This is a genomic window from Lachnoclostridium edouardi (genome assembly GCF_900240245.1).
GTDB classification, from domain to species: domain Bacteria; phylum Bacillota; class Clostridia; order Lachnospirales; family Lachnospiraceae; genus Lachnoclostridium_A; species Lachnoclostridium_A edouardi.
In genome coordinates, this window is record NZ_OESQ01000001.1 from 1,262,009 (window position 1) to 1,284,746 (window position 22,738).

General features: G+C 33.2%; 17 protein-coding genes. 7 read left to right on the plus strand and 10 right to left on the minus strand.

The window, feature by feature from the left end; all coding sequences use genetic code 11:
• Window positions 1-12 precede the first annotated feature (12 nt).
• The 8 genes from C1A07_RS05925 to C1A07_RS05960 form a co-directional block, all read right to left on the minus strand.
• Complete coding sequence (locus C1A07_RS05925) at window positions 13-1,056, minus strand: tripartite tricarboxylate transporter substrate binding protein (protein ID WP_180952193.1); 1,044 nt, start codon at window positions 1,054-1,056, stop codon at window positions 13-15.
• A 39-nt stretch (window positions 1,057-1,095) separates the two neighbouring features.
• Window positions 1,096-2,280 (minus strand): enolase C-terminal domain-like protein, encoded by a 1,185-nt coding sequence (locus C1A07_RS05930; protein ID WP_101876289.1) that lies wholly within the window; start codon window positions 2,278-2,280, stop codon window positions 1,096-1,098.
• 276 nt (window positions 2,281-2,556) lie between these two features.
• Window positions 2,557-2,946 (minus strand): AAA-type ATPase lid domain-containing protein, encoded by a 390-nt coding sequence (locus C1A07_RS16375; RefSeq protein WP_456298586.1) that lies wholly within the window; start codon window positions 2,944-2,946, stop codon window positions 2,557-2,559.
• Between the two features lie 2 nt (window positions 2,947-2,948).
• Window positions 2,949-4,475, minus strand: coding sequence for a sigma 54-interacting transcriptional regulator (locus C1A07_RS16380; RefSeq protein ID WP_242972265.1), 1,527 nt, complete (start codon window positions 4,473-4,475; stop codon window positions 2,949-2,951).
• Window positions 4,476-4,514: 39 nt separating this feature from the next.
• Window positions 4,515-5,438: a TIR domain-containing protein gene (locus C1A07_RS05945; RefSeq protein ID WP_180952194.1), complete on the minus strand. Its 924-nt coding sequence runs from the start codon at window positions 5,436-5,438 to the stop codon at window positions 4,515-4,517.
• 193 nt (window positions 5,439-5,631) lie between these two features.
• A complete protein-coding gene (locus tag C1A07_RS05950; RefSeq protein WP_101876291.1) occupies window positions 5,632-6,399 on the minus strand; it encodes an NAD-dependent epimerase/dehydratase family protein in 768 nt (255 codons plus the stop codon).
• Window positions 6,400-6,409: 10 nt separating this feature from the next.
• Window positions 6,410-7,165 carry a hypothetical protein gene (locus tag C1A07_RS05955; RefSeq protein WP_101876292.1) on the minus strand — a complete coding sequence of 252 codons (756 nt, stop codon included), beginning with the start codon at window positions 7,163-7,165 and terminating at the stop codon, window positions 6,410-6,412.
• Window positions 7,165-8,718: a hypothetical protein gene (locus C1A07_RS05960; RefSeq protein ID WP_101876293.1), complete on the minus strand. Its 1,554-nt coding sequence runs from the start codon at window positions 8,716-8,718 to the stop codon at window positions 7,165-7,167. The genes C1A07_RS05955 and C1A07_RS05960 overlap by 1 nt, the downstream gene beginning before the upstream one ends.
• A gap of 233 nt (window positions 8,719-8,951) precedes the next feature.
• On the opposite strand from C1A07_RS05960, the gene C1A07_RS05965 reads away from it, so the two are divergent.
• The 7 genes from C1A07_RS05965 (at window position 8,952) to C1A07_RS05995 (ending at window position 17,110) form a co-directional block, all read left to right on the plus strand.
• A complete protein-coding gene (locus C1A07_RS05965) occupies window positions 8,952-9,896 on the plus strand; it encodes a tyrosine-type recombinase/integrase (protein WP_101876294.1) in 945 nt (314 codons plus the stop codon).
• 262 nt (window positions 9,897-10,158) lie between these two features.
• The gene (locus tag C1A07_RS05970) at window positions 10,159-10,587 is read left to right on the plus strand and encodes a hypothetical protein (RefSeq protein WP_145996039.1); all 429 of its coding nucleotides are present in this window, start codon (window positions 10,159-10,161) and stop codon (window positions 10,585-10,587) included.
• 39 nt (window positions 10,588-10,626) lie between these two features.
• Window positions 10,627-12,693: an HAD family hydrolase gene (locus C1A07_RS05975; RefSeq protein ID WP_101876296.1), complete on the plus strand. Its 2,067-nt coding sequence runs from the start codon at window positions 10,627-10,629 to the stop codon at window positions 12,691-12,693.
• Window positions 12,694-12,712: 19 nt separating this feature from the next.
• Window positions 12,713-14,269: a polysialyltransferase family glycosyltransferase gene (locus C1A07_RS05980; protein WP_101876297.1), complete on the plus strand. Its 1,557-nt coding sequence runs from the start codon at window positions 12,713-12,715 to the stop codon at window positions 14,267-14,269.
• A 6-nt stretch (window positions 14,270-14,275) separates the two neighbouring features.
• A complete protein-coding gene (gene kdsB / locus C1A07_RS05985) occupies window positions 14,276-15,016 on the plus strand; it encodes a 3-deoxy-manno-octulosonate cytidylyltransferase (RefSeq protein WP_101876298.1) in 741 nt (246 codons plus the stop codon).
• Entirely contained in the window at window positions 15,003-16,619 is a 1,617-nt protein-coding gene (locus tag C1A07_RS05990) for an aldolase catalytic domain-containing protein (RefSeq protein ID WP_101876299.1), read from the plus strand. The genes kdsB and C1A07_RS05990 overlap by 14 nt, the downstream gene beginning before the upstream one ends.
• A gap of 8 nt (window positions 16,620-16,627) precedes the next feature.
• Window positions 16,628-17,110, plus strand: coding sequence for a KdsC family phosphatase (locus C1A07_RS05995; protein WP_242972266.1), 483 nt, complete (start codon window positions 16,628-16,630; stop codon window positions 17,108-17,110).
• 291 nt (window positions 17,111-17,401) lie between these two features.
• Here C1A07_RS05995 and C1A07_RS06000 read toward each other — a convergent pair whose 3' ends face one another.
• The gene (locus C1A07_RS06000; protein ID WP_101876301.1) at window positions 17,402-20,785 is read right to left on the minus strand and encodes a hypothetical protein; all 3,384 of its coding nucleotides are present in this window, start codon (window positions 20,783-20,785) and stop codon (window positions 17,402-17,404) included.
• A gap of 35 nt (window positions 20,786-20,820) precedes the next feature.
• A complete protein-coding gene (locus tag C1A07_RS06005; RefSeq protein WP_180952195.1) occupies window positions 20,821-22,734 on the minus strand; it encodes a class I SAM-dependent methyltransferase in 1,914 nt (637 codons plus the stop codon).
• Between the last annotated feature and the right edge of the window lie 4 nt (window positions 22,735-22,738).

Sequence of the window (22,738 nt, forward strand, 5' to 3'; positions counted from 1 at the left end):
CCATTTCACTTATTATTGTATCTGAAACTGTGATGTATATTGCACAATGGTTTCCTTTGATTCATCTAACAGCTTCCGTCCTTCTTCCCCGCCATAGAACACAGGAGACTGCATATATGCTTCTTTAATAGCCGCAGCGTATTCTTCATTATTTTCTACTATATTTTTCATGGACGCGGCTACTGTTTCTGCCAAAGCCGGGTCAGTGCCCTTTGGGAAGGCAATAAAGAAATATGTTGGAAAGGCTACGTTAAAGCCTTGTTCCTTCAGGCATGTATAATCGGGAATGTTTTCCGCATTTGTAGTTCCTGTAAGCCCTAAGCCTATAAAGTCACCAGACTCCAGATAATCCTTTACAGAACCGTATGAATTAATAATGATATCCACGTGTCCTCCCAACAAAGCCGCAATGCGGTCTGATGAAGCTCCTGCGTCGACCAGCGTAGCTTCTACGCCTGCGTCTATTATCTGAAGAGCAATGGCGTGAGTAGTAGCCCCTGTATTGTAAGCCAATTTCAGCTTTCCTGGATTTTCTTTAGAATAATCAATCAGCCCCTGAAAATCTGTCACTCCCAGGTCTTTATTTACACAAACAATATTTCCCGGGTTCTCCGCTACAATGCAGGAAAACTCAAAATCATCTAATCCAAAATCAATGGCTCCGCTTAATTCATTTGTAATAAATGCGCTGGAGGAAATTAACGCCGTGCCCCCGTCGTTTGCCGCGTCCCTGGCAGCTCTGGCTCCCACTGCCCCTCCATTTCCGTCCATATTCACAACTACCACGTCGACACCCATTTCCTCTGTTAAATACTGGGCCGCCCATCTGGCATTGGCGTCGCTGTCGCCTCCGGCTGCAAATGGACAAATCAGCTGCAGTGTTTTTGTAGGCCATTCTACAGAGCCTGTCTCTCCCCCGCTGCCCTGGCTTTTTTCAGTATTTTTTGCTGTTTCCCCTGTCTGGGATGTTCCCTGGCTTTGACATCCTCCTAAAACTGCTGTGGCAATAACTGCTGCCGTAACCAATAAAGATTTCTTCCAATTTACCTTTCTCATAAACTTTCCTTCTCCTTCCATGTTACTATTTTAAATTTTTTATTTTTTATTTTTTTCAAAAACATATCTCTGAACTGCATGTGCGTTTAACCAATCCCAGTCATATACTACCCCTAATCCCGGCCCTTCCGGAATGGCAATCATTCCGTTTTCATCTATAGAGTCCAGCTCGTCTTTATAACCGTCTGCATAGCAGGGAGGAATTACATTTTTCAGCTTTGGCCCTACTTCTGCCAGCTCATAGTAATTGGTGTTTCTGATAGCGCCTAACACTTGTCTGTGAGCCGGCCCGCAGGCATGAACCTCCACGTCTACTCCAAATGCCTCTGCCATTCTGGCTGTTTTAATTACTCCTGTGATTCCCATATCGTACTCTGGATCTGCCCGGAGGAAATCAGTGCCGCCGGCTCTAAGAAAGTCGCACTTTGCCTCCAACGCTCTTACATGTTCTGTAATCAGCAGCGGTGTTTTAATCATTCCCCTCAGCTTATTGTGGGCAAATGCCGACATAGAATTATCACGATATGGGTCTTCATACCAGAACAGCCCGGCGTCGTCACAAGCCTTTCCTACGTAAAGTGCATCTGCAAAATTATTTAAATCTGAGGCGCCGTCATACATCAGCACCATATCGTCCCCTACAGCCTCCCGCAGCTTTCTGATTAAGGTGGCTTCTACCTTAGCGTCCCCGTCAAACCATCCATGATGCTTAAACGCCTTAAATCCCATTTCTTTACACTGAACTGCAAAGTCGCAAAAAGCTTCATAGGAATCCAGCATACCTGAATGATCTCCGTGAAATGTACTTGCATAGGCAGGAATTTTCTTTCTAAATTGTCCAATCATTGCCGCTATGGATTTTCCCGCCTGCTTTCCTGCTAAGTCCCAAAGCGCAATATCTACCGGGCCGTATCCCATATGATCCATATGGCACAATCTTCTGTTGGCCTCGTTAAATAAGGCCTCCCGCATGTCTGAATCTTTTCCTGGAAGGTCGTTTACTATCATAAGAGTCTGAGATAGCGCCGGCCGGGTGCCTCCCCAGTGAGTCACATATTCTCCCCTGCTGCCGTCCTCGCACTCAATGACAACAGCGTATTTTGTCATTGGCAGCACTCCTCCCTTCTGATACCCTACATGGTTATGAGAATTCTCTGAAGCTGCTCCCATATTCTCCAGTTCATAAGTAAAATCAATTACCTCCACCTTGCTGATTATTGACATTTTGTACCCTCCTATTTCTCACAAGTCTTTTGTTGACTTTGACTTTTTTATTGATGTCAATATAAAGAGCAATCTTTGTGCCATCATTCCATTTAGAAAGTCAAAATAATATTTTGGCAGATTACTCCCTTTATCCTGCGCTTTCCTATAACATTCCCCGGTAAAATATCTGTCTCATAAAACAAAAAAAGTGTTAAGTGTTCAGTTTATGTTTAGTTTATGTGAACACTTTACTAAACACTGAACATTTAACACTTAACACTTTTTCTTATGCTTTTATAAATTCATTTCTTTTAAATACTTCCACAATGTAGTCCTGCTGACCCCCAACTCAGAGGCAGCTTTGCTTTTATTCCCTTTATGCTTTTTCAGCAATTCCTCCAATCCTTCTCTGGTAATCTCTTTTTTCTTTCCTATGCTTTCCTCTTTTTCCTGGTAAAAGTCCAGCTGTTCAAAAAAATAACTGCTTTTATAGTTATCGTAAATAAATTGTTTATCAGCTTCCGCCTTGGGGCAGACAGCGCAGATTCTCTCACAAAAATTTCTAAGCTGGCGAATATTTCCGTCCCACTCCAGCTGCTCCATGGCCTCCCTGCCATCCTGGGACAGCTTAATATTTTTTCCAAATTTTTTATTATAATCCTCCAGAAAAAAGTCAGCCAGCAGCCCTACATCCCCCTGTCTTTTTTCAGCTCCGGCAGCTGAAGCACCAGGACACTTAGCCTATAATACAAATCCTTTCTGAATCTGTGTTCCTCCACCATCTGTTTTAAATTTGTATTGCAGGCCGCAATAATTCTTACATTTACAGGGATCACCATATCAGAGCCTATCCGGCGGATTTGCTGCTCCTGAATCACCCGCAGGAGACGAACCTGGCCCTGAAGATTCATTTCAGAAATTTCATCCAGAAAAATAGTTCCATTGTGAGCCAACTCAAACAGTCCCATTTTTCCGCCTTTTTTAGCTCCTGTAAAGGCGCCGTCTACATATCCAAATAGCTCGCTTTCTATAAGATTATCAGGAATAGAGCCGCAGTTTACCGCTACAAATGGGCCATCTCTTCTGTCGCTTGAATTGTGAATACTTTGTGCAAACATTTCCTTTCCGGTCCCTGTCTGTCCTATAATCAGAACGCTGGACTGCAGGGGCGCAAAAGTTTTCGCTAAATTTATTGTGTGATTGAAAGCTTCTGATCTCCCTTTAATATCTGCAAAGGTATAATCTGCCGTATTCCCCTTTAAATACATTCCTTTTCTGATTTTAGTTTCCATTTTCTGCAGCTCGTACACACTGGACAAGGTTACAATTACGCCTTTGTTTTTACCGTCCACTCTAATAGGAACTATGTTCATAGCATAGTTTTTTTCCTGAATATCTACTGTAATTCCATTATTAGACCTGCCTTTTTCCATAGCTTCCCAAATTAGCTTAGACTTTTCCTCCCCAAATAGCCTTTCCACAGGCTGTCCCTGATAGGTAATGCCTGCCTTGTCCAGAATATTTTCTGCCCTTTTGTTCATGGTGGTAATTCTGCCTTCTTCGTTTAAGCTGATAATAGCGTCTGTAACTGTATTAAAAATCGTGTTCATTTCTTCTGCTTTTTTCCGCTCAATTTCAATAGAATGCTGCAGATCTAAGGCGCTGTTGTACGCCTTTTCCACCAACTCATATGTTGTCCCGGTCATTACACACTTCAGCCCGGCTGCCTTCGCATATCTGCATACCAGATCGCCGCCGATCAGTACCTTAACGCCGTCCCTTTTGGCCTTATTGACCATTTCCTGAATATTACTTCCTGACTGCGCCTCATACAAAGTTACTTTAGAGCGGAGAATTTTAAAAAAGGACTTTACTCTTTCTATAAAAGTTTCCATGCCTACAATTCCAATGGAAGGTTCCTCTGCTCCACTTATTTCCTCTGCCTTCATAATACATTGGACAATACTGTCGTCTGTAATGCCAATATCTACTACAGGAAAAGGCAGCCCAGATTCCTTCAGCAATCTGGCAGTGTCGCCTCTTGCAATCAGAACGTCCACCTGTTTTTTATCCATTCCCCTGGCCTGCCAGACCGCCGCCTCCATGTGGCTTATGCGTATTTCCAGATTATCTTTATTTTCCAGAGTTTCCCGCAGCTTTTCTCCCTGCTTTTTTATGTGCTCCCCCGGAGCCAGAAGTACAATTCTCCCCATATTTAATTACTCCTATATATTTCTGCACTATGGATATGGCTATGACAATGTTGCAAAACGAATTTGACATACCTTTTTAATATAGGGTTCATTCTCCTTTAAACATTCCAGGGTTTTAATAAAATTGCGGACCTCCCGCTCTTTGCTGGCTATAATAGAAGCAGTTTCTCCAATGTAATCCTTTTTCATAATCATATTTACAGCCTCAAAGGCGCTGCACAAAGTTAGAGGAATATCTATAATATAAATATCTCCCTGTTTTTCATATAAATCTTTATCTATATATACTGGAATCTCCCGCCCCGGCTCTGACACCAGGAACTTTTTGGCATTTCGTCTTTTATAGTATATCTGAGACCAAGACACCCAGTTTTCTTTTACTGTATCAGGAATCACTATCTCCACAGTTGCTTTGGCAGCTTTTGATTCCAGCTGCCGGCAAAGTCTTTTCAGAAAGTTTTCAAAATATCCTATAGCCAGACTGGTAGAAGGGAGAAGTGAAATTCTGCTTATCTCCCTTTCCTCCTGAAGCTTTTCCTTTAGTTGTCTGCAGCAGACCTCCACACCTTTTTGTCCCCGAAATCTTAATACTGTAATTCCGTAAAGGTCGCTGGCAATACCACAGTCATTATGAATGAAAAAATATGTTCTTTCCATCCCCAGAACTCCTGCGTAAAGTCCAAATTCCAGATAAACATTATCCCTTGCCCCTATTTTCTCAGTTCCGTTTTTTATTCTCAGAACACGGTCGTCCTTGCCGCCTATAAAAATTCCGAAATCAAATTCCGCGGCTCTCCTTACTAAATTATGATATGTACTGTCATTCAGCTGAAAAAAATTATCCTGCCATATTGTACATTCATATTCTGGCTCTAAATTCTTCTTAACCTCTTTTGCAATTTTTACGCTTTCAGATGAAGAGCCAATAAAAATTCTGGGCTTTACCTCCATAATTGTCGTCATTCTGTACCCTCCCCCAGTTTTCATTTGTACATGTGTATTTTTTTATTTCACTCGTTCCTCGTTCCATAAAAACGGACGGGAACCCTAAACTTCGCTATGGCGAACTTTGGGTAGCAAATAGTTTCGCGCTTTGCTCTCAACTATTTTTCATTATACCATATGGGGTAGGATTTAAAAATGTTTTTCACCTTGGTCAAACCACATAGCCCGGATGCTTTTCCATCCAGTTCATATAGTCCCAAAATGCTGCCTCCAGGCCAAACTCGGCCTTAAAACCAGTGTCCTTAAACAGATTTTGGGATACCATAGGAGCATTGTCTGCAGGCTGGTTAATTTTCAGATTAACATGTTCTCCTTCCTTTGCTATATTAAAAGTAAAGTTAGGATATTTTTTCTGCAAAAGGCTGCACCATTCTGTAATTGTCCACCGCTCCCCTGAGGACAGAGGGTAAATATTATGGGAAAATGTTTCTGACAATAGCAGCAAATATATCGCCCTTGCCAAATCCGGTCCATAAATCCACTCCCCTTTGTATACTCTAGGCAATACTGCCGATTCGCCTTTTACAGCTAAAGCCGCAGCCTGGTATGGCAGGCTCATATGCGCCCTGGCGCCGCTGTAATGCTCCCACGGCCCAAAAACGTCTCCAATTCTCACCACGCAGCCTGGTATTTGAAACAGCTCCTTACTGCGCAGAAAAATCCTCTCTGCTGCAAATTTTGATATTTCATAGAAGGCGCCAGGATCTGCCATACTCACTCCCTCTACAAGAGGCTCATTTTTCAGCGCTGTTTTTCCATATGCAGAAATAGAGCCTAACATAAGGAATTTCCCCGGCACTTTTTCTTCTATAAAAGCGTTTAATATATGAAGTGTTCCAAGACAGTTTATTTTAATAATTTTTTCTCCCTCAGTTTCCTCCATTTTTCTGCCTGGCGTTAAGGCGGCTCCGTGAATAATGTCTGTGACCTTATTTTCCTTTAATAGTTCTTAAGGATAATCCATCACACAAAGGTGCATCTAAAGCTCTATTTGTAACTAGAGAATTAAAAAATGTAGTCCTCTCAGTCTCTAAAACTACTATATCTTGATTTTCTTCCTGCTTGATATACCAATCCTTTATTCTAATATTTAAATTATTAAAAACCTTTGAAAAGGAATGATATGTAAATAGTTTTGTATAATTACTGATGACAATTTGGGGTAACTGATACATTGAACTAGAATCTATAACTGTAAATTTCATATTCCCTGGATTTCTAAATACTACTACAATAGGAAAACGATATACTGAATCTAATGGCTCTTGTGAAGATTCTATTTCATTCTCTGCATTATATAAAGAGCAAGAAGTATATTTTATCCCTATATTTTTATTTTCTCTATCTCCACGGTTCTTATAAACTAAATACTCTGAATTTTCACTATAAAATTCAAATAATTTATCAGTATCAATATCTAGCTTCGTGCTTTCTTCTAGATGTTTATCAATTATTTTAATAAAAATCCGTAGTGCTCCAGCTATAATCATAGTCAATGAAACTGTAACTGCAATATCAAATTCTAAAAATTGGTAAATGTCAAATTCCTTTTTTAAAATTATTTTTATTACAAAAGCAAAGATCAGAAGAACCCCTAGGCCTTCAATAATATCTTTTATAATACTTTCACTGGAAAATATTTTCTTTAAAAACCGTAATACTTTTATTTTATAAGATAATTTCATTAAATTTTTTCCTTTTTTACTCTGTTGTTATTGCTATAAATTCCTAAGACTCCACAAATAATAAAAATAGGAACATATAAAAATAAATATCTAGCTCTCGCCTCAAATATCATAACAAACATAGTGATTCCAATAAAAGTTAAAACTCCCACATTCACACAAATTTCTCTGTTAGCACCATTTTTACTTTGAATAAGTCCTATCATTCCAATTAAAATTCCAATCCACAACGTCTGTGTTAGGTTTTGGTAAATCGGAAAATAACTTCCTCTCTCACTTCCATAATGATTGTAATATATATTACGCAGGAAAACACTATGAGACCCCTTCTCTGGCAGAAGCGCTTCGTAGAAGTCTCCCTCTCCTTCCCATGCAAAAGTTCCAGAATTATAATTATATAGCATTTTTCTTTTTAATAATTCAAAATAACCTGAGAGTCCCATTCCTTTCATTCTTTGACTAATCATATGCCAATTCGCTTTTTGACGATCATGTTTATTGGAAAACTGAGAAGTATAAATAACATCATTTGTATCATATCCCCCGTCGGTTTCCTCATTAAGACCCATCATTAGATAATGTACATATGTAAAATTTTGTTCCTTATCTGGTATGTATCTCATGTACTGGTTTACTCCATACCCTAAAATATTAGTGCACAACCACGCTACTACTATTACTGCTACTACTGGAAAAGAAAATAACTTTTTCTTTTTTGTTACAAATAAAATAGATTCAATGAATATAATTGCTATAAAGATAATAACAACTGTAGGCTTTATTTTAGCGCCTACAAATGTTAAAAAAGCTATAAATCCCCAATATACCCATGAACAGTGAATGTTATCCTTGGTTTTTAAACGTATATACAGATAAAAAATCATAACAGGAAAAAGAATACTATATGTATCTGAATATGGAACTAACATCCACGGAGAAAATCCTGCCATGATTATATATATCATCCCCGTTATTCCACAAATCACATTACTCCCGCTCAAACATTTAACTGATAAAACAGTAAATATTCCCGACAAATTTAAAAACAGACATCCCACTACAACACAAGCGAAATATGGATCTGTTCCTCCAAACATAATAGATAATCTTTTAATAACAACTAAAATTGCTGTAAGCCAAACATTATTTGGATATGTATAGAAATACTGATACCAAGAAAGACTTCCACCCTCAGTTGCATAGGCATATGCCACTTTATTTACTAATCCCGGGTCCCAACCCGTATAGAAATATGTATTCCATGCCACATATAATTGGAGGCAAAGCATAACTGCAGCTATTGTTAATAGTGTAAAAATAAATTTATTTGTGAGCACTATACTATTAATTGTATCTTTAAAACGCTTTCTCACTGCATAACTAGTAATTATAATAAAAATTAGAGCCAGCGCCGCACAATATATATTCGACCATATTTCCCCTTTTAATTCTGCCCTCTCTGGACGCTCTGGAACAAAAAATAAAGTCAGTAATATTACAACCAGCAATAGACAGCTGCTATAATTCAAAACCTTAAAAACTTTTTCTCTCACTTTACAATCCCCTTCTCCATATTATTCCAATATATTTTACATTAAATTTCTAAAATAATAAATAGCAAAACATACAAACCTTATCTATGTTGTATTACTTGATAAAGCATACATACAAGGAGACTAAAAAGTTGCAATATATGTATTAAAGATAATTAGCATAAGTAGTGTTTTACTTGACGGCTTTTTTCCTATACAATAAAAGATAAGCAAAAAAGAAAGAGGTGTTTTATATGGAATTATCTATTATGTATTGTGACTGGCTTAATCAATGGCTTGAAAGAAAGACACATTTCATTAAGGCCTCCACACACGGAACTTATTCAAACCTAATTATTAACCATATTATCCCAATTTTGGGAAATATACCCATAAGTTCTATTAATGAAGATCATATTCAGCAAGCAGTTATTTATTGGGCCACACAAGGAAAAATGAATTGTAATCATGGCCTATCTGACAGTACAGTGCGCGATATTCTATCTATTGTAAGATTGAGTATAAAGGATGCCAGAAAATATTTTCAGCTTCCTGCACAATCCTACGATATTTATTCTCCTAAATCTTATAGATCCCCACTTCCCAAAATTTTATCTCAAACTGAACACAAACGGCTTACCACTGCATTACTAAATGATATAAACAGCCGTAATTGTGGGATATTGTTAACTCTATATACAGGTATTCGTATTGGGGAATTATGTGCTTTAACTTGGCAGGATATTAATTTAGAATGTCAAGTAATTTCCATTACAAAAACTTTGCAAAGAATCTTTACAAAAAATAGTGATGGTTCTGGTTCCTCTAAAATTACTATTACTCCCCCAAAAACTGCTTCGTCGATACGCGATATTCCCCTTCCCTCGTTTTTATTGCCTATATTTAAAGAAATAAGTCCAAGTAATGCCAATTCCTATTTACTTTCAGGCACGCTAAAATATATAGAACCTAGAATTTATCGGCTATATTACACATCATTTTTGGAGAAAGTTAATATTAATCATATTAGTTTTCATGGACTACGCCATACCTTTGCTACACGCCTTATAGAGAATGGTGCTGATATTAAAACAGTCAGCGAAATTCTCGGACACGCTTCTATTACAACTACTTTAAATTTATATACTCATCCACCTTTAGAACAAAAAAGGAAATGTATAGAATTACTTTCTATTTAATATTAATTTTTCTTTTATGGCATCCTTATTTTATCAACATAGGGATGTCATTTCTGTCTATTTTTCCCAGACTCAAAACGCTACATTTGACTACTATAAACCTATTGTAGAGGGGTGTAAAAAAGTATTAGTGGTAGACCTGGGCTGGAATGGCACATGCGGAATTGCCCTTAAATATCTGCTGGAAGAAAAAAAGAAGCTGGATATTACTGTGTGCAGCGCTCTTGTGGGGGTTAAAGACGGCCAGGAGCCTACGGTCCGCATGGCAAATGGAGATTTGTTTGTCTATGGATTTGCCAGAAATATGAATTATGATTTACAGAAAAATCATATGGGGAAAGATGTGGATTATCACAACTTGCTTATGGAGATATTATTCACAGCCCCAGAGCCTAGTTTTTTGAAGTTTTATTTTACTAAGAATATAAATATAGGACAGTTATATATAGAAGAAACCGAAAAGAACTATACAATTATTTTAAAAATCCAGGAAGGAATATTAGCTTTTTCATTTTTTTGGTTGCACACATTGCAAGAAGTTCCATTAAATAATTTCATTTCATCTAAGGATTCTATTTTGGTTGTTCAGTCGCAATGGGTAAATAATAAAAAAATATTTGAGGAGTATCAAATCAACATTTTATCTGGAAAAACTGATCACCAAATTAATTATGATGATAAGGATGACTAGAAGTAAAAAGCATGTTTATAGTCCAGAAAGGAATTAACAATGTATTTAAAAAATTTAGCATACAAATACTTTGTATGTAAAAATGCCAATGTGCAATATGAATATGAAAAGTATGTAAATGAACATTTAGATGAACATAACAAAAAACGATTTGAACACTGGAAAATTTTGTTAAGACTAAAATATCATTATCAGATTAGAAAAAAAAAGGAACATCTGTTTTATGATTTCAGTTTAAATCAAAATATAAATTTATCTCTATTAACAGGACCAGAATCAGAAGCTGCCTCCCGCCCTCCTGTATACCATTGGGTAAAGGGATTATTTGAATATGATATTATTTCCTTTGATGTTTTTGATACTCTTTTATTAAGAAAGGTTAATTTGCCTAGGGATGTCTTTTCTATCCTTGGAGAACAATTAGATATTTTAGATTTTAATAATATAAGATTTCAAGCTGAACAAGAAGCACGTAAATTGCATATGGCCCTTTATGGTAATACCGAGGTTACAATATTTGATATTTACGATTTGATTGAAAAGAAAACTGGATTAAAAAAGGATGAAGGAGTTAAAGCCGAATTTGAATTGGAAAAAGATCTTTGCTATGCAAATCCATATATGAAATGTGCCTTTGATATTTTAAAAGCCCGAGGAAAAAGAGTATTTATTTTATCGGATATGTATTTTCCAAAAGAGTATATTAAAAAGCTATTAAATATAAATGGTTATGATGGATTCGAAGAGATTTTTGTTTCTTGTGACCTAAAAGGTGGAAAAAAGAGTGGTTTTATGTTCAAGTTTTTAAAAGAACGGCTAAGTTTAAATAGTAAAATTGTACATATTGGCGATAATCCAACAGCAGATATTCAACCTGCTTCCACACTTGGTATTGATACACGATATTATGCGAATATTCAGACTTTGGGAAATGCTTATCGCGAAAAGGGAATGTCTCCCTTGATAAGATCTGCTTATGCCGGTTTAGTTAACGCTAAAATGCATATTGGCCTGGAACATTATACTACCCAATATGAATTTGGATATAATTATGGAGGCATTTTTGTATTAGGATATGTTCACTGGATACATAAAAGGGCTAAAGAAAAAAAAATTGATAAACTGCTATTTATGGCACGTGATGGTTATATCTATAAAAAAATATATGATAAATTTTATAGTGATATTCCAAGCGAATTAGTCTTTTGGTCACGAGAAGCCAGTTTAAAATACGCATGTGATTATAATAGAACAGACTTTTTGAATAGAGTTATAAATCAAAAGATAGATAAGAATATAACAATAAAATCTTTGTTAACTAGTTTAGACCTGGATTCCTTAGTTGTTAAATTGAAACAATATAATCTGAAAGAAGACGAATTAATTCATGAAGGTAACAAAAAAGAATTATCAGAATTTTTAATTAAAAACTGGACGTTAATTTTAGAATATCAATCAAAAGGAGAAGAAGCCGCACATACTTATTATTCAAAAATAATTGGTAATTCTAAAAACATTGCTTTGATAGATATTGGTTGGAGAGGTGACAATCAACTTGGATTAAAAAAGTTGATTGAAAAAAAGTGGAAAATGGACTGCACTGTATATTGTTTGATGGCCGGTTCAATTTTATCTGAAAAAAATCAAACTTTCATGTTAGAAGGGGTATTAGAATCTTATATGTTTTCCGTATTTAATAATACTTCTTTATACGCATCGTTTATAAAAAATTCGGCTATAAATATGGCTATTTTTGAAATGTTTTCACAAGCTCCTTTCCCATCTTTTTCAGGATTTGATAAAAACGGTAATTTAAAATTTGGATACGCTGAAGTAGAGAATTATGAAATTATTAAAGAAATATTAAAGGGCATTGAGGATTTTTGTGATGATTACAAATATTTCTTTGGGAAGTATCCATTTTTATTTAATATTCCGGGCTACGATGCCTATATTCCTTTTCGAGGAATTACTAAGGCATATAACATCGCTGAGAACGCTATTGGAGATGTGCATTTTCAACAGAGTGTAGGGCTAGACTATTCAAAACAGAAAGTAGAAAACTTTTCAAAAATCATGCGCCAAAGTATTCATAAAAATTTATAGGAAGATTTGAGGAAAAGAAATGATTTTATATTATGCAGGAACATATTATCAATTGCTGTGCAGTATTTTACATAGAAGAAAGTATTATCCAAATAAACCTTCAATATTAATAGTGGATGTTTTTATCAAAAATAATACGCAATATTTTAAAAGAATATTAACTAATAAACTATTTGATGAGGTATATGCCTTAAATTATATTGCAATTAGAAATAATGATGAACATCTTTTTTTATCCCAGGCGGAAGAAGAATATAAAAGTAATATACCTTATGATTTAAAAGAATTCAATGAAGTTTATGTAGCAGGCGCTCACTTATGGTTTGGAATTTATTTGAGTTTAAAGAATATTAGTTTCTCTATGTTTGAAGAATGTAGTGGTATTTTAAGTAATATAGACAAACTGAGTGAAAATGTCAAAAATAGTTCAATATTTCAAGATAATTATGCTAAAAAATTCGGCCTTTATGACGGTAATAGTATGTTAATTAAAAAAGTATATTGTTCACTCATAAATCAGACTATTTCCTTAGATTCAAATAGATATTTTGATTTTAATGTATTAGATGAGCTAAAAAGTCTATCTAAAAATATGTTAAATCAAATTATCAGTATTTTTTTGAATACAAATGAATTTGCTGTTTCTATGAATAGCTGTTTATTATTAACACAACATTTTGCTAACTTAAATATTATAAGTTGGTCTCAGCAAAAAGAAATTTATAGCATAATTATTGATTACTTCACGGACAATAATACGCAACTAATTATTAAAACCCATCCAGCAGATATTATGGATTATGAAAATATCTTTGAAAATGCTTTAATCATACGTGATTCTGTGCCATCTGAATTATTACCCTTTCTGTTTAAAGTACTACCCAATAGTATTATAACAGTAAGCTCTACTGCCATAAATTTAATTGGTGAGTTTTTTAATAAAAAAATATCATTTGATTTTTTATATGAGAGTAATTACAAATTTACGCATAGTTATTACATTGCTTTAAAAATAACTGAAGATTATATAAACAGAGAATTTAATTTCTATGCATTTGGAGTGCATTGTATAACTTTTGAGAATTTACTAAAATATTCTGATCTTAGTCCCAGAAAAGTCCAATATTTATCGTCAGGAAGCGACCTGTTAAATATTCCGGATAATAGTGTGATCTATATTGATGATTACGAATTATTTGATTATTCCATAGATCAGATTAATTCAAAAGCTATTTTGATATTTTTACACTCAAAACAGGATAAACGTTGGATGAATAGTTTATTAATAAATTCAAAGAATTCATTATATCCTATTAAAATCCAAATGGAAAAAGCTTCTAGAATTACTACCTTAAATACAATTTATATCTATAACCAGGAAGGAGCTTTAAAAAAAATGAATAATGTAGAAAAATTGTTGCCATATCAAAATGCACGCTTATTTTCAGAACAATATGAAGGGGACGCATTATATATTCAAATTTTAATGGGAATTTTAGAGGCTACTGAAAAGAGACTTTTATTTTATATTAATAGAGAGCAAGAATTATTAAAACAACTTGAAGAGAGGGGATAAGAAATTATGAAGTTTGTAGGAGTAATACCCGCACGATATAAATCATCAAGGTTTCCAGGGAAACCGTTAGCAAATATTTGTGGAAAACCCATGATATGGTGGGTTTATCAGCAATGTTTAAAAGTAAAAGAGCTAGAGGCTATATATGTTGCAACTGATAGTGAAGTCATTTTTGAAAAATGTAAAGAACTAAACTTAGAAGTAATAATGACATCTGATAATCCAACAGGAAGCGATAGAGTGGCAGAAGCTGCAGAGCATATAGAAGCCCAATATTTTATTAACATACAGGGGGATGAACCTATTATTGAACCAGAAATGATTCGACAAGTTATTCGACTATTCGATGATCCAACAGTTTATTTTGCGACTTTAAAAAAGGAAATTACAGATCCTTATATTATTAATTCCATAAATACAGTTAAGGTTGTAACGGATATTAATCAGGATGCAATGTTTTTTTCAAGATCTATAATTCCCTCTAATCTAAAAGATGGCGTATTGTCAAAAACATATCGTCATGTTGGAATCTATGCATATACAAAAGATTTTCTTTGTAAATTTCATCATTTAGATCAGACAAATCTGGAACTAGGGGAAGGAATAGAACCTTTAAGAGCTTTAGAGAATGGATACAAAATAAGAGTTGGTGAAACTTGTTTTGATAGCATAGGTGTAGATATTCCAAATCATATTTTAGATGTAGAAAAAATCATAAAAGAAAGGACTAGTAATGAAAAACGGTAAAATTTTAGATTGTACTTTGCGGGATGGAGCTTATCTTCTAAATAAAAAATTTGGAGAGAGAAATATTTTAGGAATTATAGATGGATTGCAGCGTGCGAATATTGACTTGATCGAAATAGGTTTTCTTCAAGACACTGGAATGGATGTAGGAAAAACTGTTTACTTTAATAGCAAGGATGCAGCTAAAGTCCTTTCTTCAAAGAAATCTGATATTTTATATACAGTATTGGCTGATTTTAGTCGATACACTATTTCTAATTTAGACATAAATGACGGCCGTTCATTTGATGCGGTTCGCGCTTGTTTTTTTAAGCATGAGCGTTTTGATGTAATTGACTTTTGTCGTGCTATTAAAGAAAAAGGATATAAAGTTTTTGTACAACCTGTTGATATTATGGGATATACAGAAAATGAATTGCTAGATCTAATTCAAGCGGTGAATACAATTGAACCTTACTGTTTTTCTATTGTGGATACATTTGGATCTATGTATTTAACGGATCTACGACGAATTTATTCTGTTATTCATAAACATCTAATTAGTTCCAGTGCTATTGGTTTTCACTCACATAATAATATGCAAATGTCAAATGCGTTATCTCAAGAATTTTTGTCAATTCTGGATAAACAACGATTAGGAATTATTGATGCGACTTTATCAGGAATGGGGAGGGGCGCAGGAAATACACCAACTGAGTTAATAGCACAATATATGAATCAACATCTCTCATATAATTATAATATGGATGTTATCTTAGATATTATAGATAATTATATGGAAAATATCCGTTCTAGATGTATTTGGGGATATTCAACGGATTATTTTATTGCGGGATGTTACAGTGCCCATGTAAATAATATTGGATATTTAAAAAAGAAAAATAGTATTCGTTCAAGGGATATCAAACATATTATTAATAGTTTAAATACTCTCCAACGGAAAAGATATGATTATGATTTACTAGAATCTCTTTATATACAGCTTTTAAAAACGGACATTGATGATAATAATACAGTCAAAGAACTCTCTGAGAAATTGCATGGTAAAAATATTGTGATTATAGCTCCTGGAAAATCTGTACGTGATGAAAAAGATATTATACGAAAATATATCAAAGAAAAACAAAGTATAGTTATAAATATAAATTTTTTAGATAAAGAAATAGACAATAATTATATATATATAAATAATATAAAGAGATACGATTATTGGAAATCGCAACAAGAGTTCATAGACTGCCCTAAAATTATTACCTCTAATATTACAACTAATCCGGAAAAAAATATGTATTTAGTTTCCTTTTTACGTCTATTTAAAAGTGGATGGTTACATAATGATAATTCAACACTTATGTTGTTGAGATTATTAGATGAAATACATGTAAAATCTATTGGAATTGCTGGGCTAGACGGATATGGAAAAGAAAAAAACTATTATAGCGATGAACTTTCTTTAGCCAATACACACGATCATCCGGATGAACTTAATAAAGAAATATCTTCAATGTTGAAGGATTACTTCAATGTAAGAAAACATAAAGATACAACTGTAGAATTTATTACACAATCTATATTTCAATCCATACTTTTAGGTGGAGAATAATAAATAATATGAAAGCAATAGTATTTGATGTTGATGGAACGTTAACAGATGGTAAAATCTACATAGGTAATGATGGGGAGATAATGAAGGCCTTTGATGTTAAAGATGGTTGTGGCATCCATGACTTATTACCTAAAAAGCAGATTATGCCTATTATAATTACAGCTAGAAATTCATCTATTTTAAAAAATAGATGCTTTGAACTGGGTATCACCCATTATTATCAAGGATGTCGAAATAAAGTAGAAAAGATTTGTGAAATTGCTCAGGAATTAGGTATAGAACAAAATTCTCGTGGTTTATATGAAGAAATAGCCTATATTGGCGACGATATAATAGATATTCCAGCAATGAATATCTGTGGGGTAAAAGGATGTCCCCAAGATGCAGTAGAAGAAGTAAAAAGAATAGTAGATTTCATATCTAAAAAGACTGGAGGAAATGGAGCTGTAAGAGATTTTATAGAATGGATTATAAAAAATAAATGTTAGTATTTTCTTATCAGATAAAATAAAAAGCCAAATGGATATTTCTAATATTACGGCACTGATTCCTCTTACATATAAAAAAAGAAACTACTTCTACTGTATTTCCACGTATCTAAAGTCTTTATAGATACAGTTTAATCTATTTTCTGAATTTAATTTTCCGGGAGGGGGATTTCAGAAGTAGATTACCCATCTACTTCTGAAACAGCTCCTTTTTTGTCTTAAAACAGGAAAGTGTGTGTCTCAAAATTATCGTTTTAGATGATTAAGTGGTATCCCCCCTCTGGGGAAAAATCAAGTTGTATGTTTTGTCTTAAATACATGTTCTATGTATTCTGCAGCCATGTCTATAGATTTTCCATAATGAAGCTCACGACTTAACAGATCATCAAATAAATAATACTTCACCATCTGAGCAATATGAGTTTTAAATGCTAGCTCTTGTTTTTCGGTAAATCCTAATACAAGAGCTTGTTTGATCTGTGACTCAATGTCCTCTTTTATGAATGCCTCATAAGTACAATTTTTACCACGTAATTGAGTGTATCCTAACATAAGAGTAGGCTTTTTGCGTATTGTAGAAATATATCCAGTTTGGGACAGGATAGTTATTGTTAAATCTGAAAAGTCAATAATCTCGTTAATATCAATATCTGTAATTACTGTAACATTTTGAGGTAAACTTGCTGTGGTACACCCCAGCATATTCATAATAGGATGAGGCTTATATAATAAATTCCAATTATTTTTTTTAGCTAATTCAGCTAAGTAAACAACTGCTTCATCACTACTCTTAAAAATAGGAGAATGATATTTTTGAGTGTGTGAAGTATATGGACATAAACCTGATTCAAAATCATTTTGACCTGCGACAAAAATAGTAGGCCGTGATTTATCAATTTTTTGTAATATATTTTCGGCCTTTTCCGAAGATTTTTGTACATTACGGTTTAATTTTGAAGATTGCAAATAATCCCAAATTATATCTGCTCGGTGTAAATCATAATCACTTACTGGTTCTTTGATAAATGTATCATAATGGATAGATGGATAGCTTTCACCCATTTGTCCAAGATTTTCTAAAGCAAGCGTTCCTGGGAGACTTCCAAATTCCATATAAATCGTAGGAATATTTTTACTTTTAGCTATCTCATTGATAATATGGTGCAATGCATGAAATTGATTCCACATAATAATTCCTACAGGTTTTATTAGTTCAAATACCTGGGAATAATATTTATCAGAACAATAACATAACATTTGGGCATATGTCTCAGTCATATCTTTATGGCGTTGCGTCCAATTATCTTTTGCCCAACATAATGCACTGTTTGAAGAAACATATTTTTGAATTTCTGTGGGAAGAATTACATTTTTTTCCGGTGCATATTTATTTTTCCCCAATAATTCAGGTACAATGACAGAATAAAATTTAATTTTCCGTTGAGTTGTTTCAAGAGAGGCATAAGTAGCCTCTGATAGTAAAACCATATTATAGCCATGTTCCCATAATATAGTTGCTAGACCATTTAGATAATTACAAATGCCTTTGTCAAAGGATACCATATCACCTACAATAACTATATTATTATGGTCATTCAAAAGATCACTATTTCTTAGAATCTCTAAATTATCATCTATTTGCGCAATATATGGCAATATGTCATGTTTTTTAATTTCCAACTTATTAGAAAAATTACGTAAAGAAAAATATACCTTTTTGGCATATGGCAATAAGTGCATTTTATCTAAACAATTATATACTGAAGATCTAAAATTACTTTTGGTCACTGTAATTGCTGCTGTGCTTGTTTTAGGAACCTTGAAGTGTGATAAATACCAACGTTCATATAAATCTTTGTTTTGAGTAATAAAACCAGAATCCTTAAACTGCAAATTTAACATTGCTTTTCCATCTTTTTCACATGGAGATTTAAGAAAATGAACAAGTAATTCAAAGTGTAAATAATGGTCAAAGTGTAGTTGCGGAATATCTTTGTTAAACAGTGCAATAAATTTTTCGCAATATTTGATAATCTGATCCTGAACAGAAAGTATTGAGGGATTTTCATCACTATCATCCTTTATAATAGAAAAACCATTTTTATTTTTCAAAATATCAATAGCACTTCCCTCATGCAAACTAATAACATCCTCTAAAAGCGCATGGAGTATCTTTGTCTCAGTAGGAATATTAAACCCGTATTGAACATAGGATTTTAAATTATATTCTTTGTTAGATGAAGTATTCAATAAAGGAGTTGCAAGAAAATGGTAACCAATATTAGAGATCCCTATTTCATCCTTTAAAAAACGACTTACGCTACCTCTATAACCAATATCGAAACATGCTATGTTTTTATCAGAATTTTCTATACAACTTTTACAATACTCGTCAATAACTTTAACTTTAGAAAAAGCATACTTATTAAATAAAGGCTCTAATTCACTTAAAAAGGAAAGATATTTTTCACTTTTTCCAATTTCGTTTTTACTACTTCCATATCCGTGTTTTAAAAAGATTGAAAGTGCTTGTATCTTATCTCTATCTTCTGTAATTAATAATCGTTTAGTAATGAAATCATAAACAGACATTTTGGGATCTGCAGGAAGATCAAAGATACTACTAAATAATCCATTTTCTTTCTTGCTTGCATAAAAATATCTGATTTTTCTTGATAAATATATTGGTTTTAATTTTGGCGCCTTTGGATAATATTCTGTTAACTTATTATAAATTTTTTCAGGAATGTATCCATCTCGATAGGCTAGTAATAATTTATCTATATGATTGTTTATAGAATCTTCTAATATCCACTTTGTAGCTGATAGCAAAAAGGGAGCGGTTAAATAGGCCAAATTTTTAATATCTCCATTTAAGATCGAATAAGAAGCAAATGGGAAAAATGGATCATCAAACATATCGTTTGCTAAAAATCCAATTAAAAAGGTATTGTCAGTATCAGCATGATTATTAGTAATCAAACGATTCCACTCTTTTTTACTCTTAAATATACTAATAGCACTTGGTACGTGCTCTGCATTTAAGCCTATACTTTTAGCTTGGCGAACATCAGCAGAAGAATTGTCACCAATGTGTATAATTTGGGAGGCCTTGATTCCCTTCTGGGCATAATCAGCTATAATTTCCTGATATATTTTTCCAGTTCCTTTTGCTTTTCCAATCTCGCATGAAAGGTAGAAGTGTTTATAACCAGTATATCCATTTTTTTTAAGAACTCTTTCTAAAAAATCTTTTGGCAAATACATATCTGAAGTTATAATTACTTCTTTTCCAGCATCAAGAGCTTTGTAAAAAACATCTTTTATTGACTGCCTAGCATATAAATACTGTTCTTCCACATCCAGTTCAATTTCCATAATGTTCTTTGCCTTTTCAGCAGATATAGAAAATAAATTTGAAAATTGTTTATAAATATCCTCAAGTTGTATATCATCTACATTAAAAGGTTTTTGTTTCCTAGCCTCTTGCTCTGCTGTTTTACGCATCTCTTTAAAAGTAATAGGTGAAAAACCAGCTCTTTTTCCAATAATTTTAAATAAATCTGTAGGAACAACTGTAGGACGTACAAGTAAAGTATCAAATATGTCAAAACTTACTACCTTTATTGAGTTATCTGTAATTCGGCATATCAATTTATCTAATTTTTCAGACATTTTTTCCTCCGCATTTAAATCAAATTATTTCATAATTAAATCTTTGTTTTTTTAAATAAATATTTTCCCCAAATACCCCACTCAGGATAAAGCTCCTCTAATGCGATTATAAAAGGATGCTCATTTCTGTATTCAGGTAGACAACGTTTTTCTACTAACTCAAAACCAAAGTTAGATAATAAATCAATAACTTCTTTTGGTGTATATTCTCTTAAATGTCCAAAATAACCATTATCCTCATATCGTTTATGCTGAGCTAACACTGTATCTCTATATTTTGAGGCTAATCCGCTAGAACGCATACAAAGTCCATATAAACCAGATATACTTTTTAAATTAGGTGTAGTAATATATAAATATCCACCTTCAGCAACATAATTATTTAATTTTTTAAGAATATCTATTAAATTCCCGCTTAAATGCTCTAATACTTCTGCAAAAATAACAAAATCATACTTGTTTGTTATATCTTTACTAGATATAGAAAATATATTGCCATTAACATAATGAATCTTATGTTTATTGAAATATGAAGAAAAATGAACAGCATTAGGGTCAAGTACTGTTAAACTTCTATATTGACCTTTAATTATCATACTTTCTAAAAGAGGAGGTATAGCACCTATATCTAATATTTGGGAATCAACAGAAATATAATTTTTTATAAATTGGTAGTCTTGGTAAACTCGTTTATAATTGTTGTATAAAAGATAGGTTTTATAAAATTCTGTATTTTCAGTAATATCTTCTATTAATTCACTATATTCATCATAATTTTCTGGAGTTATAGGATGGGATATTAAGGGAACTTCTCTTTCAAGTTGGTCATTTAAAATACTTCTTATTTTCCATCCTGTTTCATGCTTTGCTCGTATAGCATAATCCATAGGTTGAAAAAGGTTCTTTATATTCTTTATCTCATTTAAATTTATAAAATCTACTAATAGATCATTGTGCATTATTTCCAGTTTCATTTCTGGTGTATTTTCTGCATTAATAATTTCACTTAATTCATTAGTGGATAAACTAATATTCTTTTGAGTTTTTCTAATTAATATATCATCCTTTAAAACCTGGATTACCACAATATCATTTTCCGTTATGTTTTTGTCACATTTTACTGTAAAGCGAAAACCTGCAAACTTTTCATTGAATTCAGGGTAATTTCTATAAACATCCATTCTTTTGATTCCGCAGGCTGCTGTTCCCAATAAATTACCATTTATATAGACTGCAATTGCATTATAATGACTTTTTGGTAAATACCATCCGTCTACCATTAAAATTTTACTACTTGTACTATAAATACAACGGCTGATTCCACCTAAGATATAATTACTATTTCCTTGTATTATATTAAGTGCCAGAGAGTATTTATAGTTTGGCTCCTGACACAAATACCAAGCGATAATTTCTTTTCCAAGAAGAGGATATTTCTCTATTAATTTCTTTATTACAATCTCTCTATTTTTGTCATCAGCAGATAAAATCTCTATTAGTACCTGGTAATCCTTTTGAAAATAATCAACAATTTTTTCACTTATTTCAGTTGCATTAAAATAATCATCACTGTTCTCTAAAAGCGAATTAACCACTAAAGAATATTCAAAATCTGGATTTTTTTCGATATACCATAAGATAATATCTTCTGAAGCAGAACTGTCCTGTTTTAATAAAGCTTGAATTAAATTTATTTTGCCAGATGTATGATAAGATAATAAATCCGCCAATACATTTTCAACCAATTTCTCATCCATATCATATATGCTTTTTAAAGTACTTTGCATAATAACTGGATCATCTTTTAATAAATTTTCAATAATTTTTAATGGAAGTTCTGGTGAATCACCAGACAATTCTGTTTTCATATCTATATATGGAAAGTATTTTTCAAATTTTTTAATATATCTTCGTGCCCAAAATGTTCTCCACTTTTGATTCCAAGTCATAGAT

Bases quoted from the DNA above. Each gene is read 5' to 3' on its own strand.
- C1A07_RS05925 (WP_180952193.1), bottom strand. From the start codon at position 1,056: ATGAGAAAGGTAAATTGGAAGAAATCTTTATTGGTTACGGCAGCAGTT.
- C1A07_RS05930 (WP_101876289.1), bottom strand. From the start codon at position 2,280: ATGTCAATAATCAGCAAGGTGGAGGTAATTGATTTTACTTATGAACTG.
- C1A07_RS16380 (WP_242972265.1), bottom strand. From the start codon at position 4,475: ATGGGGAGAATTGTACTTCTGGCTCCGGGGGAGCACATAAAAAAGCAG.
- C1A07_RS05945 (WP_180952194.1), bottom strand. From the start codon at position 5,438: ATGACGACAATTATGGAGGTAAAGCCCAGAATTTTTATTGGCTCTTCA.
- C1A07_RS05955 (WP_101876292.1), bottom strand. From the start codon at position 7,165: ATGAAATTATCTTATAAAATAAAAGTATTACGGTTTTTAAAGAAAATA.
- C1A07_RS05965 (WP_101876294.1), top strand. From the start codon at position 8,952: ATGGAATTATCTATTATGTATTGTGACTGGCTTAATCAATGGCTTGAA.
- C1A07_RS05970 (WP_145996039.1), top strand. From the start codon at position 10,159: ATGGCAAATGGAGATTTGTTTGTCTATGGATTTGCCAGAAATATGAAT.
- C1A07_RS05975 (WP_101876296.1), top strand. From the start codon at position 10,627: ATGTATTTAAAAAATTTAGCATACAAATACTTTGTATGTAAAAATGCC.
- C1A07_RS05980 (WP_101876297.1), top strand. From the start codon at position 12,713: ATGATTTTATATTATGCAGGAACATATTATCAATTGCTGTGCAGTATT.
- kdsB (WP_101876298.1), top strand. From the start codon at position 14,276: ATGAAGTTTGTAGGAGTAATACCCGCACGATATAAATCATCAAGGTTT.
- C1A07_RS05990 (WP_101876299.1), top strand. From the start codon at position 15,003: ATGAAAAACGGTAAAATTTTAGATTGTACTTTGCGGGATGGAGCTTAT.
- C1A07_RS05995 (WP_242972266.1), top strand. From the start codon at position 16,628: ATGAAAGCAATAGTATTTGATGTTGATGGAACGTTAACAGATGGTAAA.
- C1A07_RS06000 (WP_101876301.1), bottom strand. From the start codon at position 20,785: ATGTCTGAAAAATTAGATAAATTGATATGCCGAATTACAGATAACTCA.
- C1A07_RS06005 (WP_180952195.1), bottom strand. From the start codon at position 22,734: ATGACTTGGAATCAAAAGTGGAGAACATTTTGGGCACGAAGATATATT.